This window comes from Micromonospora sp. KC723 (assembly GCF_004348595.1).
Taxonomy (GTDB): Bacteria; Actinomycetota; Actinomycetes; order Mycobacteriales; family Micromonosporaceae; genus Micromonospora.
Window position 1 is genome coordinate 1 of sequence record NZ_SMKD01000143.1, and the last position, 13,495, is coordinate 13,495.

Annotated in this window: 16 protein-coding genes; 10 read left to right on the forward strand and 6 right to left on the reverse strand. The window is 72.8% G+C overall.

Going from position 1 to position 13,495, the window contains the following annotated elements; genetic code table 11:
- Both E1165_RS23950 and E1165_RS23955 read right to left on the reverse strand, forming a co-directional pair.
- On the reverse strand, positions 1 to 818 hold an 818-nt coding region (locus E1165_RS23950; RefSeq protein ID WP_132394000.1), incomplete at its 3' end, for a TIGR04222 domain-containing membrane protein.
- Positions 819 to 922: 104 nt separating this feature from the next.
- On the reverse strand, positions 923 to 1,495 hold the full coding sequence (locus E1165_RS23955) for a TetR/AcrR family transcriptional regulator (RefSeq protein WP_132394001.1): 573 nt from the start codon (positions 1,493 to 1,495) through the stop codon (positions 923 to 925).
- 105 nt (positions 1,496 to 1,600) lie between these two features.
- On the opposite strand from E1165_RS23955, the gene E1165_RS29200 reads away from it, so the two are divergent.
- From E1165_RS29200 to E1165_RS23965, 3 genes are all read left to right on the forward strand, one after another.
- On the forward strand, positions 1,601 to 1,774 hold the full coding sequence (locus E1165_RS29200; protein ID WP_165945312.1) for a hypothetical protein: 174 nt from the start codon (positions 1,601 to 1,603) through the stop codon (positions 1,772 to 1,774).
- A 61-nt stretch (positions 1,775 to 1,835) separates the two neighbouring features.
- Positions 1,836 to 2,480, forward strand: a complete 645-nt coding sequence (locus E1165_RS23960) for an HAD family hydrolase (protein ID WP_132394002.1) — start codon at positions 1,836 to 1,838, stop codon at positions 2,478 to 2,480.
- A gap of 181 nt (positions 2,481 to 2,661) precedes the next feature.
- A complete protein-coding gene (locus E1165_RS23965; protein ID WP_132394003.1) occupies positions 2,662 to 3,594 on the forward strand; it encodes a serine protein kinase RIO in 933 nt (310 codons plus the stop codon).
- 44 nt (positions 3,595 to 3,638) lie between these two features.
- Here the strand turns inward: E1165_RS23965 and E1165_RS23970 are convergent, their stop codons facing one another.
- Positions 3,639 to 3,887 carry a DUF2630 family protein gene (locus E1165_RS23970; protein WP_132394004.1) on the reverse strand — a complete coding sequence of 83 codons (249 nt, stop codon included), beginning with the start codon at positions 3,885 to 3,887 and terminating at the stop codon, positions 3,639 to 3,641.
- Positions 3,888 to 4,310: 423 nt separating this feature from the next.
- Between E1165_RS23970 and E1165_RS23975 the strand changes: the two genes are divergently transcribed.
- The 5 genes from E1165_RS23975 (at position 4,311) to E1165_RS23995 (ending at position 7,790) form a co-directional block, all read left to right on the forward strand.
- The gene (locus E1165_RS23975; RefSeq protein WP_132394005.1) at positions 4,311 to 5,681 is read left to right on the forward strand and encodes a cytochrome P450; all 1,371 of its coding nucleotides are present in this window, start codon (positions 4,311 to 4,313) and stop codon (positions 5,679 to 5,681) included.
- 300 nt (positions 5,682 to 5,981) lie between these two features.
- Positions 5,982 to 6,317, forward strand: a complete 336-nt coding sequence (locus tag E1165_RS23980) for a hypothetical protein (RefSeq protein ID WP_132394006.1) — start codon at positions 5,982 to 5,984, stop codon at positions 6,315 to 6,317.
- A 58-nt stretch (positions 6,318 to 6,375) separates the two neighbouring features.
- Entirely contained in the window at positions 6,376 to 6,810 is a 435-nt protein-coding gene (locus tag E1165_RS23985) for a roadblock/LC7 domain-containing protein (protein WP_207917022.1), read from the forward strand.
- 4 nt (positions 6,811 to 6,814) lie between these two features.
- Entirely contained in the window at positions 6,815 to 7,201 is a 387-nt protein-coding gene (locus E1165_RS23990) for a DUF742 domain-containing protein (RefSeq protein ID WP_132394007.1), read from the forward strand.
- Complete coding sequence (locus tag E1165_RS23995; protein WP_132394008.1) at positions 7,182 to 7,790, forward strand: ATP/GTP-binding protein; 609 nt, start codon at positions 7,182 to 7,184, stop codon at positions 7,788 to 7,790. The genes E1165_RS23990 and E1165_RS23995 overlap by 20 nt, the downstream gene beginning before the upstream one ends.
- Positions 7,791 to 7,850: 60 nt before the next feature.
- Here the strand turns inward: E1165_RS23995 and E1165_RS24000 are convergent, their stop codons facing one another.
- From E1165_RS24000 to E1165_RS24010, 3 genes are all read right to left on the reverse strand, one after another.
- Positions 7,851 to 8,942, reverse strand: coding sequence for a winged helix DNA-binding domain-containing protein (locus tag E1165_RS24000; protein WP_132394009.1), 1,092 nt, complete (start codon positions 8,940 to 8,942; stop codon positions 7,851 to 7,853).
- A 150-nt stretch (positions 8,943 to 9,092) separates the two neighbouring features.
- Entirely contained in the window at positions 9,093 to 11,948 is a 2,856-nt protein-coding gene (locus tag E1165_RS24005; protein WP_132394010.1) for an aconitate hydratase, read from the reverse strand.
- A 187-nt stretch (positions 11,949 to 12,135) separates the two neighbouring features.
- Positions 12,136 to 12,315, reverse strand: coding sequence for a hypothetical protein (locus E1165_RS24010; protein ID WP_207917023.1), 180 nt, complete (start codon positions 12,313 to 12,315; stop codon positions 12,136 to 12,138).
- A 69-nt stretch (positions 12,316 to 12,384) separates the two neighbouring features.
- Between E1165_RS24010 and E1165_RS24015 the strand changes: the two genes are divergently transcribed.
- Entirely contained in the window at positions 12,385 to 13,047 is a 663-nt protein-coding gene (locus tag E1165_RS24015; protein WP_132394012.1) for a hypothetical protein, read from the forward strand.
- 37 nt (positions 13,048 to 13,084) lie between these two features.
- Positions 13,085 to 13,474 carry a hypothetical protein gene (locus tag E1165_RS24020; protein WP_132394013.1) on the forward strand — a complete coding sequence of 130 codons (390 nt, stop codon included), beginning with the start codon at positions 13,085 to 13,087 and terminating at the stop codon, positions 13,472 to 13,474.
- Positions 13,475 to 13,495: the final 21 nt, after the last annotated feature.

Here is a 13,495-nt window from a genome sequence, read left to right on the forward strand (position 1 = left end):
CCGCTGGACCCGCCCACCCCCGAAGCCTGCCGCTGGATCTCGGCCTGCTCGGCGAAGCCCGGGTCGAGACCCCACAGCGAGACGGTGCCGAACAGGGCCACGCCCATGGCTGCCCCGGCCGGGCCGTAGGTGGCGTAAGCCGGCGCGGAGGCGGGGGTGAGGTGCGCGTGGCGCCGCCGTAGCTCACGCAGCACGGCGTTGGCGGCCCGGGTACGCCGTGGCACCCGGCTCAGCAGGATCGTCGTGACGGTCAGGGCGACGAGGGCAAGCAGCAGGAACCCGACCGGTCGGCCGTTGGCCAGACCGGTGGTGGCCCGGACCGCGCCGAGCGTGAGCAGCCCGACCAGCACCAGTGCGCCGCCGCGGGCGGCGCTGCGCCGTTCGGCGGAGAGCACCAGGCCCTGCCGCTCGAGGCCCTCGCGCAGGTCGGTCAGGGCGCGGGCCACCCACCCGTCGCGGACCAGCTCCCGGGCGTGCAGGTGCCGCCGGGCGGCGTGGTGGACGGCCTGGTCGAGGGGGGTCGCCCCGGCCGGCAGGGGAGTGCCGGTGGTGAGCCGCCGGTCGGGGCGGACGCCGACGGCGCCGCTGCCGCGCAGCCCGCCGAGCGCGGACCAGACCGCGAGCTGGTCGCCACCGTTGAGGTACGCCACCTGCTGCGGGTCGAGCCGACCGGCGGTGGCGGCTCCCTGCCCGGCGAGGACGCGGGACCGGTGCACGAGCGCGCCGACGACCGCCACCAGGACGGCCGACAGGTAGAGGCCGAGGAAGAGAGGACCGGGGATGCCCCAGGTGTCGTCCGGGGCGGCGAGGACGGTCATGGTTGCTCCTGTTGTCGCGCGGGGTCGCGGCCCCATTGTGGAGCAGTCCCGCCAGGGGTGGACCGTGCCGGCGGCAGAGTCATCGAACCGAGACGCAACGGGCGTCAGCGCCGGCGTACGGCCTCTTCGACCAGGTCCAGCACCGGACCGAGGTCGCCGGCGGGCCGCCCCATCGCCAGGTGCAGCACCAGACCGTCGTACGCCAGCTCGAGGAACTGGGCCAGCACGTCGATCGGGACGTCCTCGCGCAGCACCCCCGCGTCGCGCTGCCGGGCCAGCCGCTCCCGGGTCGCCTCGGCGACCGCGGCGGAGCGCTCGGCCCAGCGGCGGGCGAAGGCCGGGTCGGTGCGTAGCCGGCGGGAGACCTCCAGCTGGCTGCCCAACCAGCCGGTGGTGTCCGGGGAGACCGCTCCGGCGAGCAGGTCCCGCATGACCTGGACCAGGCCGTTGCGGGCCACCGTCTCGACCATGGCGGCGGCGTCGTCCTCCGCCACGGCGAGGAACAGCGAGTCCTTGTCACGGAAGTGGTGGAAGATCGCGCCCCGGGACAGTCCGGTGGCCTCCTCCAGCCGGCGGACGGTGGCTCCCTCGTAGCCGTGCCGGGCGAAACAGGCCCGCGCCGCGCCGAGGATCTCCTGCCGGCGGGCGTCGAGCTGGTCCTGACTTACTCTGGGCACAGGTAGATCGTTCCAGTTGACCCTGCGTTAGGCAAACCGTACGTACGGCTTGGGTTGCTCACACGCTGGGACGGACGGGCGTGGCACGCCGGTTAGGATCGCCGGGTGACGACGTCCCCGGTCGCCTCCGTACCCGCGCCCCCCGCCGCGCCGACCGTGGCTGCCGAGCCCGCCACCGCTGCCGACCCGGCGCCGCCGGTGGCCAACCGCGCCGCGCACGCTCCGCCAGACGACCGATCCGCCGCCGCGAAACCCTCCCGAACAGTGCTGCCGGCCTGACGGACGTCAGCGGGCCGCTCGGCCCTGTCGACGCCCGCTCCCTCTCCCGTAAGGTGCCCGAGTGCCGCTGCTCCTGCTCAACCTGGACAACACCCTGCTCGATCGCGCAGGGTCGTTCCGCGCCTGGGGCGAGTGGTTCCTGGCGGAGATCGGGGCACCGCCCGCCGACATCGACTGGCTGGTCTCCCTCGACGCGGACGGGCTCACCGACCGGTGGGATCTCGCGGACGCCATCCGCGACCGCTACGCGCTGCGCATTCCGGCGATCGACCTGGTGGACGAGCTGCGCGCCGGGGTGGTGGCGTACACCCGGCTGGACCCGCTGGTCGCCTGCGCGCTGCGGATCGCCGACGACGCGGGCTGGATGCCGGTGGTGGTGACCAACGGCACGGTGCAGTACCAGGAAGCCAAGATCCGGAACACCGGGCTGGACCGGTACGTCGCCGACTGGGTGATCTCCGAGGAGGCCGGGGTCAGCAAGCCCAACCCGCGTATCTTCGCGCTCGCCGCGCAACGCGCCCGGATGCCGCTGCGCGGCGGGTGGGTGGTGGGGGACAGCCCCGAGTCCGACATCGGCGGGGCTGCCGCCGTCGGCCTGCCCAGTGTGTGGTTGCACCGCGGTCGGAGCTGGTCCGACACCCGGTTCGCGCCGACCCGGATCGTGGACTCCCTGATCGCCGCCGTCTCCGTCGTGCTCGGTGGCTGACCCGCTCCGCTGCCCGGCGTAATTCGGTTGACCCGGGCCCGGGGGCGACACCACCATGGGTGCCGCGTCAACGCACGCGCCGGGGTGGATACCCGGTCGAGGAGAGGAGGTCGGTCATGGCCGTCTTTGCAGGGTCGTACCACCTGCCTCCACCAGCCTCGACCAAGGGATCACCAGTTCCGTGCGCGAACACGACCTCCCGGCGCCGCAGCGCCGTGGCCGCGGCAAGAGCCGCTTCGACGACGACGAACCACAGTTCCTGAAGCGGGGCCGGGCCGACCGGCCCGCCCTCGCCGACCCCGAGCCCGACCCCGACGCCCAGCCCGACCAGCAGGATCGCTGGTCCTCCTGGGACCAGGCCGTGCACGGGCCAGAACCCCACCCCGACTGGCTGGTCACCGAACTGGCCGCCCGGGACACCGAACTCGGTGTGCTCAAGACCGGCAAGGAGGCGGACGTCCACCTCGTCCGTCGGGCCGTGCCGGGCACCGACCGCTCGTGCCTACTGGCCGTCAAACGCTACCGGGACGCGCAGCACCGCCTCTTCCACCGCGACGCCGGTTACCTGGAGGGGCGCCGGGTCCGACGCTCCCGGGAGATGCGGGCGATGGTCGGGCGGACCGCCTTCGGGCGACAGATGATCGCCGGGCAGTGGGCGGCGGCCGAGTTCGCCGCCCTCGCCCAGCTCTGGGAGGTCGGCGTCGCCACCGGCCGGATCGCCGTGCCGTACCCGGTCCAGCTGATCGGTACCGAACTGATGCTGGAGTTCGTCGGCGACGCCGAGGACGGGACGGCGGCGCCCCGACTGGCCCAGCTCCGCCCTGACGGAGCCGAGCTGCGCTCCCTCTGGACGCAGTTGGTCGACGCCCTGGTCGTGCTGGCCCGTGCCGGGTACGCCCACGGCGACCTGTCGCCGTACAACCTGCTGGTGCACCGGGACCGGCTCGTCATGATCGACCTGCCCCAGGTGGTCGACGTGGTGGCCAACCCGCGGGGGCCGGAGTTCCTGGCGCGCGACGTACGGGTGGTCGCCGCCTGGTTCGCCGCGCGGGGGTTGCCGACCGACCAGGACGAGGTGACCGGGATGCTGCTGCGCGAGGCCGGCGTCCGGTGAGCCGGGGGCGCCCCGGCAACCCCCGGGGCGCCCGCCCGCCGGCCCTACTGGAGGTAGCGCTCGACCTCCGGCAGCGGCCGCTCGCCCTGGGCGTCCGGGTCGCCGTGCGCCCGGCGGGCCGCCCGGCGGCGGCGCAGCAGGTCCCAGCACTGGTCCAGCGACTCCTCGAGCGCGCGCAGTCGCTCCCGGGCCTCGTCATCGGTGCCGGCCTCGTTCTCCTGCGCCGTCGAGCGCAGCCGGTGCTCCTCGTCGACGAGTTCGGAGATCCGGTTCAGGATGGTCTTGTCGTCCATGCCCCTGAGCCTGGCACAGGGCGTTCGTACGCGCCCGGGTTTGCCGGCCCCGACAGCGCCGCCGGAACGCGGGGAAGACCGGGTGCCCACCCGCCGGCCGCCGTACGGACCGTGGCGCGTCCGGCGGGCGGCGGTGACCCCACGCATGATCCCGGTTACACTCCGGCGCCCCCCTGAGCTGTCGTTCAGGCCGTCGGTCGGCCGGGTAGCCGGGTGCCACCTGCGGATCTTCTTCACCCGACACGGTTCTTCACCGTCCTGTGTGGAGGTGACGACTCGGGAAGCGAAACTCCTCCGGGCGGGATGTCTGGAGAAACAGGCGTCTTCGATGTCATGCTCTGCGGGGCCGTGACGTGCGATGACCACGGGGGCACGCTGCGCAGTGCCGGCATCGATGCGGAGGAGGAACCGTGCAGGTGACCCGTGGCTGAGCCGTGCCCCGCCCGGCGCCCCCCGTACGTCGCGTCGCTGCGCCGCACGCTGCCCGGCCTGCTGCGCGACCCCCTGGGCACCCTGGTGGCCCTCGCCGACGCCGCGCCGCACCAGGTCGTCCGGCTCAACCTCGGCACCCTCCGGCCGTACCTGGTCGCCGAGCCCGCGCACGTGCAGCACGTGCTGCGGGACAACGCGGCCAACTACACCGGCTCCGGCGGCCGGCGGAGGTTGCCGCGCCGGCTCTGCGGCGACGGGATCCTCTACGCCGGACAGGAGTGGGGGGAGGACCGGTGGCGGCTCCAGCCGCACTTCACGGCGAAGCGGATCGACGCGGCGGTCGACGACCTCGGCCGCGCGATCAGCGACGCCGTCGACGAGCTCGCCGGTCCGGCCCGGGACGGTGCCCCGGTCGACGCCGCCACCGAGGTGTCCCGGATCATCAGCCGGGCCGTCAGCCGGGTCTTCTTCGGCGGCAAGCTCTCCGCCGCCGACGTCGCCCGGGTGGTCGCCGAGCAGGACAACGCGGCCACCTCGCTGCACCACCGGCTGCTCGTCCCCTTCCTGCCGGCGGCGGTGCCGCTGCCCGGGGACCGGGCGTTCCGCCGCGCCGTGCACAACATCGACGAGATCCTGCTGCCCCTGGTCCGCGCCGAACGCGCCGGTGGCGAGGGCGGGGACGACATCATCGCCGCCCTGGCCCGGGCCCGCGACGCCCACGGCAACAAGCTGGACGAGCAGCGGATCCGCGACGACCTGCTGGCCGTCCTCGTCGCCACCGCCGAGACCCCCCATGTGGTGCTCACCTGGCTGTTCCCCCTGCTGGAGCAACTGCCCGACGTCGCCGTCCGGCTCTACGACGAGATCGACCGGGTGGTCGGCCCCGGCGACGCGGTCAGCCGGGAACAGCTCGGCCAGCTGCACTACACCCGGATGGTCCTCGACGAGCTGCTCCGGGCGTACCCGTCGGGTTGGCTGGTGCCCCGCACGGCGATCGGGGACGACGTCATCGGCGGCACCCGGATCAAGGCCGGCGGCACCGTTCTCCTCAGCCCGTACGTCACCCAACGGCTCGCCCGGTGCTGGCCGCGGCCGGAGGTCTTCGACCCGGAACGGTTCGCCCCCGGCCGGCCCGGGCGCGTCCACCCGTACGCCTACTACCCGTTCGGGGGCGCCCAGCAGTGCCTCGGGCAGTACCTCTTCCGGCTGGAAGCGCCGCTGGTCGTGGCGACGCTGTTCAGCCGGTTCCGGTACCGGCTCTGCGAGCCCGGTATGCCCCACCCGCGTCTCGCCGCGTCGCTGCGTCCCCGGGAACGGGTGCCGCTGATGCTCACCCCACACCGGCAACCGGCACTTGCCTGACCGTCACCCGTCACCGTCAGCACGGCCGGCTCCGGCCGTCGGTCGGTTGTCCCCTCCGGACGGTCACGACCGTCCACTATGGCATGACAAGGATCTCCACCATCGGCCCGATCGTCCGACGGGCGGTCCTCGCCGCCCGCAGACCCGCAGGTGAGCGCCACCGCGACCGCTTCCTCACCCGGGTCGCGCCCTGATCGGCGTTGCTTGAGTAAGGTTCCGGACACTGCTAGCGTGCGCCGGGGCCGGCGTCGCACTTCGGCCGATCCGAAACGTGCATCAGGACCGGCGAGGGACGGTGTGATGGGTTCCCGCAGCGCAAGTCTGCGCGCGAGGGTGGTGGCGGTGCCGGTCGCGCTCGGGGCGTTCGCTGCCGGAGCGACCCTGCCGGACGGTCACACCGTCCTCAGTGTGCGGACCCTCGACGCCCAGGTTGCCGAGCCGGGCGAAGCACTGCGTACCGAGCTGCGACGGGAACGCCGGATGTCGGTGGCCTCCCTGGGGCGGCCGAGCCCGGAGCGGGCGCAGGCGCTGTGCGCCCGACGCCAGCGCAGCGAGGAACTGGTCGCCGCCTTCGCCGGGTCGGCCCGCGCCCGGCGGGCCCGACGGGCCGGGCCCCGGGACGGAGCAGGAACCTGACGACGCCGGACGCGGCGGCACGCGGCAACGGGAGCAACGGCGACAACAGCCGGGGGAGATGAGGACGCGAGTGGGGCAGAAGACGGCTTCGAATGCCGACCTGACGTGGCTGCTGGACGATCTGGTCGGCCGGGTGAAGCAGGCTGAACATGCCGTGGCGCTCTCCTCGGACGGCCTGCTGATGGCCTCGTCGCGAGGGCTGAGCCGGGATGACGGTGAGCACCTGGCGGCGATGGCCGCCGGTATCCAGAGCCTGGCCCGGGGCGCGGGCAAGCGGTTCGGCGGCGGGCAGGTCCAGCAGACCATCATCGAGATGCAGTCGTCGTTCCTGTTCGTCACGGCGGCCGGGCGCAACGCCTGCCTGGCGGTGCTCGCCTCCGAGGACGCGGACGTCGGGCTGATCGCGTACGAGATGGCCATGGTGGTGACCCGGGTGGGTGCCTTCGTCGCGTCGCCCACCCGCGGCTTCGATCACCCGACCGGCGGGAAGTAGCAGGATGGCGGCCGAGGACGATTCCGCCGAGGACCGGTGGGTCGACGACCACGCGGGTCCGGTGGTCCGCCCGTACGCGGTGACCGGCGGCCGGGCCCGCCCGGTGACCGGCACGTTCGACCTGATCTCCATGGTGCTGGCGACCCGGCCGCACGCCGGTGGCGAGTCCGGCCTGGGCCCGGAGCACGTGGCGATCGTCGCGTTCTGCCAGCGGATGCAGTCCGTGGCGGAGGTCGCCGCCCACCTCGACCTGCCGGTGGGCACCGTCCGGGTCCTTCTGGGCGACCTGTTGGCCCGCGACCTGGTGAAGGTCCGGCCGCCCGGAGGCGGCGCCGGCGTACCCGATGAGAGCGTTTTCGAGGCGGTTATCAATGGACTACGGGCACTCTGAGCGGGCGGCCGGAGCGCCGTCCCTGCCCACCGCGATCAAGATCCTGATCGCCGGTGGTTTCGGGGTGGGTAAGACCACGCTGGTCGGCGCGGTGAGCGAGACCAAGCCGCTGCGCACCGAGGAGGTGCTGACCGAGACGGGCATCGGGATCGACGACCTGTCCGGTGTCGAGGGCAAGACCACCACCACGGTGGCGATGGACTTCGGCCGGATCACCATCAGCGACGACCTGGTTCTCTACCTCTTCGGTACCCCGGGGCAGGACCGGTTCTGGTTCGTCTGGGACGAGCTGGCCCTCGGGGCGATCGGCGCGGTCGTGTTGGCCGACACCCGGCGGATGGCCGACTGCTTCCCGTCGATCGACTACTTCGAGGAGCGCGGCACGCCCTTCGTGGTGGCGGTGAACTGCTTCGACGGCGCCCGGCAGTACCGGCTGGACGAGGTGCAGGCGGCGCTCAACCTCGACCCGGGGGTACCGGTGATGCTCTGCGACGCCCGGCAGCGGGATTCGGCCCGGGATGTGCTCATCACACTGCTGGAACACGCGATGAAGACCCGGGAGGCCCGCCACCGTGGCATCGAGGGCTGAACCCGGCGAGGTTGCCGTTCGTCGACGGGCGGCACGCCGCTGTGCCGGTTCGATCCGTCGCTAGCCGTCGAAGTCGACGCCGGCGAGCGCGACCGATCGGTACGCCGCCAGGCGTTCGGCCTGCTCGACGACAGCGCGGTGTCGAGTGTCGGGCAGCTTCGCCCAGGGACGGACGGCGACGGTCATCCGGCTGCCGGACTTGCGGGGGCGCCAGGTGCCGACCAGTTCGCCGTCGACCAGGACGGCGCCGGGTCGGCCCAGCACCGGCCACAACTCCTTGGCGTGCGCGGCGTCCGGCACCAGGGTCGCCCGGTCCCGGGCCTGCAGGAAGAGGTCGAACGGGCCGAGCAGGCGGGTTCCTGTCGCGTCGGCCGACGTCAGTGCCCGCTCGTCGACGGTGAGCAGCGAGCGTGTCTCGCCCTCGACCGTCACCTCGACGGCATCCTCCGGCCAGCGTGCCTTGACCTCCTTGACCGGGGCGTCGAGGTAGGTGGCGACGTCCTTGGGGGTGGCAGGGCCGAGCAGCCGGAGGTAGGCCCGGATCACATCGAACCGGTCACCGGCCGCGTCGGCCTTGGTGAAGCCGGGGATGCGCTCCAGCACCGGCGGCGACGTGCCGGGCCGCAGCTCCAGACCGGCCCGCAGGGCGGCCAGCCGGAACGGCATCTCGAAGAGGTGCGTCGCCCGGCACGGCCGGCAGAACCGCAGATAAGGCTCGGGCAGCACCTGCGCCAGGTGACCGGAGACCTCACCCTTGACCGTCGGCCGGGTGACGACGGACCGCATCTGCGCGGCCACCTCGTCGAGGGCGGCCAGGACGCCGATGCCGGCGGTCCGCAAGGGCTTGGCGGCGTCGTAGACACGTTTGCCCGCGTCGGCGTCGGACCACGGCTCGACCGCGGCCGCCACCTGCCCCACGTCGGCCCGTCGGTAGAGGTGGGGCGCGCCGCGGACGGTCCACAGCAGGACCAGGTCGTCACCGGACGACGCGGTTGTGTCGACCCCGCGCAGGGCCATCGCCCAGCCACCGCCGTCCGGGCCGGTGTCCTGCACTCCGATGTCGAGCACGGCGGTGTCTGCCAGGGTGCCCTCGGCTCGGGTGAGTTGCTGGGCCTGCACGCGGAAGCTCATCACCTGGCGGCGATCGATCATTCCGCCACCCTACGCACGGCCCCCGACAGTCGCGGCGACCGGAGCACCCACCCTGCTGATGAGGATCGCCGAGGGCGAGCAGCTACCGGCGGAAACGCCACGGCCCCCTCCCGCCGGTCGCGGGAGGGGGCCGAGGAGACGCTACGGAGGTCAGCCCGAGATCATGCGGCGCAGCACGTACTGCAGGATGCCGCCGTGGCGGTAGTAGTCCGCCTCGCCGGGGGTGTCGATCCGCACCACGGCGTCGAACTCCACGCCGGTGTCGGTGGTGACCTTCACCGTACGCGGGGTCCGGCCGTCGTTCAGCTCGGTCACGCCGGTGATGGAGAAGGTCTCCGTGCCGGTCAGGCCCAGCGACTCGGCGTTCTCGCCGGTCGGGAACTGCAACGGCAGGACGCCCATGCCGATCAGGTTGGAGCGGTGGATCCGCTCGTACGACTCGGCGATGACCGCCCTGACCCCGAGGAGCATGGTGCCCTTGGCCGCCCAGTCGCGCGACGACCCGGAGCCGTACTCCTTGCCGGCCAGGATGACCAGCGGGACGCCGGCCTCCTGGTAGGCCATCGAGGCGTCGTAGATGGAGGTCTGCTCGCCGGTCAGGTGGTTGACCGTGAAGCCGCCCTCCACGCCCGGGACGAGCTGGTTGCGCAGCCGGATGTTGGCGAAGGTGCCCCGGATCATCACCTCGTGGTTGCCCCGCCGGGAACCGTACGAGTTGAACTCGTGGCGCGGCACACCGTGCTCGGCGAGGTACTTGCCGGCCGGCGAGTCGGCCTTGATCGAGCCGGCTGGGGAGATGTGGTCGGTGGTGACCGAGTCGCCCAGCTTGGCCAGCACCCGCGCGCCGGAGATGTCGACGACCGGCTTCGGGTCGCGCTGCATCCCCTCGAAGTACGGGGGCTTGCGGACGTAGGTGGAGTCGCTCTCCCAGGCGAACGTGTCGCCGGTCGGGGTCGGCAGCGACTGCCACCGCTCGTCGCCGGCGAACACGTCGGCGTACGCCGCGCTGAAGCCCGTCGCGCCGATCGCCGAGGCGATGACGTCCTGGATCTCGGCGCTGCTCGGCCAGATGTCGCGCAGGAAGACCGGGTTGCCCGAGGTGTCCTCGCCGATCGGCTCGTTGGCCAGGTCGATGTCCATCGTGCCGGCCAGGGCGTACGCCACCACCAGCGGCGGGGAGGCCAGGTAGTTCATCTTGACGTCCGGGTTGATCCGGCCCTCGAAGTTCCGGTTGCCGGAGAGCACCGACACGACGGCGAGGTCACCGTCGTTGACCGCGGCCGAGACTTCCTCGGGCAGCGGGCCGGAGTTGCCGATGCAGGTGGTGCAGCCGTAACCGACCAGGTTGAAACCGAGCTTCTCCAGGTACGGGGTGAGGCCGGCCCGGTCGTAGTAGTCCATGACGACCTTCGAGCCCGGGGCCAGGGTGGTCTTCACCCACGGCTTGCGGGCCAGGCCCTTGTCCACCGCGTTGCGGGCCAGCAGCGCGGCCCCGATCATGACCTGCGGGTTGGAGGTGTTGGTGCAGGAGGTGATCGCGGCGATCACCACCGCGCCGTGGTCCAGCTCGTACTCGACGCCGTCGGTGCCGGTCACCCGGACCGGGTTGCTCGCCCGCCCGCCCGCGCCCACGGCGGCGGTCTCCAGGTCGCGCGGGGCGTCGGCCGGGTCGTTGACCCCGTTGGCCGGGGCGTCGCTGGCCGGGAAGGACTCGGCGCTGGCCTCGTCGGCCGGGCCGTCGGCGCCGAACGGCTTCTCCAGCTGCGGCACCCCCGGCTTGCGGCCCCGGTCGCCACCGGTCTCGTCGGCGGCCACGTAGTCGCCCAGGGCCGCGCGGAACAGCGTCTTGGCGCTGCCCAGCGGCACCCGGTCCTGCGGGCGCTTCGGGCCGGCCAGGGACGGCTCGATGGTGCCCAGGTCCAGCTCCAGCCGCTCGGAGTACTCCGGCTCGTGGGCCGGGTCGTGCCAGAGGCCCTGCTCCTTGGCGTACGCCTCGACGAGCGCCACCTGCTGCGGGTCGCGGCCGGTCAGCTCCAGGTAGCGGACGGTCTCGGCGTCGATCGGGAAGATCGCGACCGTGGAGCCGTACTCCGGGGACATGTTGCCGATGGTGGCCCGGTTGGCCAGCGGCACGGCGCCGACGCCCGGGCCGTAGAACTCGACGAACTTGCCGACCACACCGTGCTTGCGGAGCATCTCGGTGATGGTGAGCACGAGGTCGGTGGCGGTGGTGCCGGCCGGCATCTCGCCTGCGAGCTTGAAGCCGACGACCCGCGGGATGAGCATGCTGACCGGCTGACCGAGCATCGCGGCCTCGGCCTCGATGCCGCCGACGCCCCAGCCCAGCACGCCCAGGCCGTTGACCATGGTGGTGTGCGAGTCGGTGCCGACGACGGTGTCCGGGTACGCCTGGCCGTTGCGCTCCATGATCGTACGGGCCAGGTACTCGATGTTGACCTGGTGCACGATGCCGGTGCCCGGCGGGACGACCTTGAACTCGTTGAAGGCGGTCTGGCCCCAGCGCAGGAACTGGTAGCGCTCCTTGTTGCGCTGGTACTCCAGCTCGACGTTGCGCTCGAAGGCGTCCTCACGGCCGAACAGGTCGGCGATGACGGAGTGGTCGATGACCAGCTCGGCCGGCGCGAGCGGGTTGACCTTGGTGGCGTCGCCGCCGAGGTCGCGCACGGCCTCCCGCATGGTGGCCAGGTCGACCACGCAGGGTACGCCGGTGAAGTCCTGCATGAGCACCCGCGCCGGGGTGAACTGGATCTCCACACTCGGGTCGGCGGTGGGGTCCCAGCCGCCCAGCTGGCGGATGTGGTCGGCGGTGATGTTCGCGCCGTCCTCGGTCCGCAGCAGGTTCTCCAGCAGGATCTTCAGGCTGTAGGGCAGCCGGTCGTGCCCCTCCACCCGGTCGATCCGGAAAATCTCGTAGCTCGCGTCTCCGACGCGTAGCTGGGTCTTCGCACCGAAGGTGTCGAGGCTCGCCACGTCGTACTCCTTCACACCAGCGACCGTGAGTAGTCCTGAGCAGTCTGTCGCACCGGCCGGAGCGCCGCCGAGGTTAGGTGGCACTTACCGCCGATTGTCGTCGTCAACAAAACCGTACGTCCGTCTTGCTTTTGGCGCAAGCTGCTGCCGGCGCGGGTTGACACGGCACGGGCCGCCCGCGAGCAGTGCCGCCGGGCCCGGCTCAGGCGGCCCCGTCGGCGGGCGCGCCGCCCCCGCCGGCCTGCGCGTGCCGCTCGCGCAGCCGGGCCCGGATCTCCTCCGGCGTGTACGCCCGGCGGCGCCGCTCGGCGCGGGCGATCACCACGCCGGACGCCGCTACCCCGGCCAGGCCGGCCAGGCCGAGGACCTTCCACCACCGCATCCGTTGCCGCATCGGCCTAGGGTAGTGGTCCATGAGCGAGCGAAGCACGGGCGTCGGCGGGGTGGCGACGTGAGCATCAGCCTGGACGAGGCCGTGGAGCTGACCCGCACCGGGGACGTGTGGGTCTTCCGGGGCCGCAGCGTGCCCGACCGGGCCATCCAGCTCACCACCAACAGTCCGGTGAACCACGTCGGCATGGCCGTGGTGCTCGACGACATGCCGCCGCTGATGTGGCACGCCGAACTGGGCCGGTCGCTGCCGGACATGTGGACGGGGGCCCACCAGCGCGGCGTGCAGCTGCACGACCTGCGTGACGCGGTCTGCGTCTGGGCCAACCGGTACGGCCAGAAGGCCTGGCTACGCCAGCTCGAACCCCCGGCCGGCCCGGACCGGGAGCAGGCGGTGCTGCGCACCATCGCCCGACTCGACGGCACCCCGTTCCCCAGCACGGCCCAACTCGCCTGGCGCTGGGCCCGGGGGCGGGTGCCGCGGGTGCGGGTGCCGCACCCCGGCCGGCGGGACGCGTCCCCCGCGCCGGTGCCGGACCGGGCGTTGGAGACCGCGTACTGCGCCGAGGTGGTCGCGGTGACCTACGAGGCGATGGGGCTGTTGCCGCCCGGCCGTCGGCCGAACTGGTACGACCCGGGCCGGTTCTGGAGCGGCGACGACCTGGACCTGACCGGCGACGCCCGGCTCGGCAAAGAGATCGAGGTGCGTATCCCCCCACGGTGAGGTTTGCCGTGTTCGGTGACCGGCAATCAGTGAGCCCGTGACCGCCTCCACCTCCCTCGGCACACTGACCGACTTCTTCGACCGGTACGGCGTGGCCCTCATCGTCGGCGACCTGCCCGCCATCGCCGGTTGTTACGCGCTGCCCGGGCTGGTGGTCGCCGACACCTACAGCTTCTCGTTCTCCAGCGTCGCCGCCGTCGCGCTCTCCTTCGTCGGCGCCGCGCCCGACTACCAGCAGCGGGAACTCGTCGCGGCGAACGCCCTCATCGAGGACGTCGAGCCGGTCTCGGCGCTGCTGACGATGGTGGCGGTGCGGTGGGAGTTTCTGGACAGCCAGGGCCGGGCGGTACCCGGCGAGCGGTACCGCTACCTGCTGCGCGCCACCGACGACGGGCCGGTCATCTGCACGGTCGTCCGCACCGGCTGATCCGCCCGGGCCGCCCCGCCC

What these genes read in the sequence shown, in the direction of transcription:
- E1165_RS23970 (WP_132394004.1), bottom strand. Translation starts at nt 3,887, where the DNA reads ATGGACGACAAGACCATCCTGAACCGGATCTCCGAACTCGTCGACGAG.
- E1165_RS23980 (WP_132394006.1), top strand. Translation starts at nt 5,982, where the DNA reads ATGGGTTCCCGCAGCGCAAGTCTGCGCGCGAGGGTGGTGGCGGTGCCG.
- E1165_RS23985 (WP_207917022.1), top strand. Translation starts at nt 6,376, where the DNA reads ATGAGGACGCGAGTGGGGCAGAAGACGGCTTCGAATGCCGACCTGACG.
- E1165_RS23990 (WP_132394007.1), top strand. Translation starts at nt 6,815, where the DNA reads ATGGCGGCCGAGGACGATTCCGCCGAGGACCGGTGGGTCGACGACCAC.
- E1165_RS23995 (WP_132394008.1), top strand. Translation starts at nt 7,182, where the DNA reads ATGGACTACGGGCACTCTGAGCGGGCGGCCGGAGCGCCGTCCCTGCCC.
- E1165_RS24000 (WP_132394009.1), bottom strand. Translation starts at nt 8,942, where the DNA reads ATGATCGATCGCCGCCAGGTGATGAGCTTCCGCGTGCAGGCCCAGCAA.
- E1165_RS24010 (WP_207917023.1), bottom strand. Translation starts at nt 12,315, where the DNA reads ATGCGGTGGTGGAAGGTCCTCGGCCTGGCCGGCCTGGCCGGGGTAGCG.